The organism is Aeromicrobium sp. PFPM2_SD2, from assembly GCF_057364525.1.
Map to the genome: position 1 here is coordinate 1 of NZ_JBNFNZ010000440.1, position 2,008 is coordinate 2,008.

Sequence of the window (2,008 nt, forward strand, 5' to 3'; positions counted from 1 at the left end):
CCGCGCCGCCGCCGAGGCGTACGAGCGGCTCGGGACCTTCCTGCGCGACAAAAAAAAAAAAAGAGCTCGCCCCCGCCGCACCGGCCGAGGACGCGGTCGGCCGCGAGACGTACGCGCTGCAGTCGCGCTCCTTCCTCGGCGCGAAGGTCGACCTGGACGAGACCTACGAGTGGGGACTGGAGGAGCTCGCCCGCACCGTCGCCGAGCAGGAGGACGTCGCCCGGCAGATCGTCCCCGGCGCCTCCGGCGACCCGGTGCAGGCGGCCGTCGCCTTCCTGGACGCCGACCCGGCGCGCCAGCTGCACGGCACCGACGCCCTGCAGGCCTGGATGCAGCGCACGTCCGACGCCGCCGTCGAGGAGCTGGGCCGCACCCACTTCGACATCCCCGAGCGGGTGCGGGCGCTGGAGTGCATGATCGCGCCCACCCAGGACGGCGGCATCTACTACACCGGCCCGACCGAGGACTTCTCCCGTCCCGGCCGCATGTGGTGGAGCGTCCCCGAGGGCGTCGAGACGTTCGGCACCTGGCGCGAGCTGACGACCGTCTACCACGAGGGCGTCCCGGGCCACCACCTGCAGATCGGGATCGCCACCCACCAGGCGTCGACGCTCAACAGCTGGCGCCGCATGAGCTGGACGTCCGGCCACGGCGAGGGCTGGGCGCTGTACGCCGAGCGGCTCATGGACGAGCTGGGCTACCTCGACGACCCGGCCGACCGGCTCGGCATGCTCGACGCCCAGCGCATGCGCGCCGCCCGCGTCGTGCTCGACATCGGCGTGCACCTGCGCAAGCCGCATCCCGACGGCGGCACGTGGGACGCCGCGAACGCGCTCGCGTTCATGCGTCGCCACGTCAACATGGACGACTCGTTCATCCGCTTCGAGGTCGACCGGTACCTCGGGTGGCCGGGCCAGGCTCCGGCGTACAAGGTGGGACAGCGCATCTGGGAGCAGGTGCGCGACGAGGTGGCCCGCCGCGAGGGTGCCGACTTCGACGTGAAGGCGTTCCACCGCCGGGCGCTCGAGCTCGGCGGCCTGGGGCTCGACACCCTGCGCGCCGTCCTCGTCCCGCCGCTCGACTGACCGTCCGGGAGGACCCATGCAGACCCGCACGCTCGGCCGCACCGGACGCGACGTCCCCGTCGTCGGCCTCGGCACCTGGCAGCTCGGCGCCGACTGGGGCGAGGTGCGCGAGGAGGACGCCGTCGCCGTCCTCGACGCCGCCTACGAGGGCGGTGTCCGCTTCTACGACACCGCCGACGTCTACGGCGACGGACGCAGCGAGCAGCTGATCGGCCGCTGGCTGCGCTCGCGCGGCCACGACGACGTCACCGTCGCCACCAAGATGGGCCGCCGGTCCGACCCGCACGTGCCCGAGGCGTACACGCTGGACGCGTTCCGCGAGTGGACCGACCGCTCGCGCGAGAACCTGGGCGTCGACACCCTCGACCTGGTGCAGCTGCACTGCCCGCCCACGCCGGTGTACGCCGACGACGCGGTGTTCGACGCGCTCGACACGCTCGTGGACGAGGGACGCGCCGCCGCCTACGGCGTCAGCGTCGAGACCCGCGAGGAGGCGCTGCGGGCGATCGCCCGGCCGCACGTCGCGACCGTGCAGATCATCCTCAACATGCTGCGCCTCGCGCCGCTCGAGGACGTCCTGCCGGCCGCGCAGGACGCCGGGGTCGGCATCATCGTCCGCGTCCCGCTGGCCAGCGGCCTGCTCTCGGGCAAGTACGACGAGAGCACGACCTTCGACGCGTCCGACCACCGCAGCTACAACCGTGACGGCTCGGCGTTCGACGTCGGCGAGACGTTCTCGGGCGTGCCGTTCGAGGTCGGCCTGGAGGCCGTCCGCCGGCTGGCGCCGCTCGTCCCCGAGGGCGCGACGATGGCCCAGACCGCGCTGCGCTGGATCATCGACCAGCCGGGCGTCACCACCGTCATCCCCGGGGCGCGCAACCCCGAGCAGGCCCGCGGCAAACGTCGCGGCCGCCGACCTCGCG

At 73.4% G+C, this 2,008-nt stretch carries 2 protein-coding genes; both read left to right on the forward strand.

Annotation, left to right across the window (positions count from 1 at the left end; translation table 11 throughout):
- Positions 1-1,085, forward strand: a 1,085-nt coding sequence (locus AC2W7G_RS14800; RefSeq protein ID WP_485869110.1) for a DUF885 domain-containing protein, incomplete at its 5' end; no start/stop codon positions are given.
- A gap of 16 nt (positions 1,086-1,101) precedes the next feature.
- Positions 1,102-2,008 (forward strand): aldo/keto reductase (locus tag AC2W7G_RS14805; protein ID WP_485869111.1); only part of this gene is annotated, 907 nt, incomplete at its 3' end.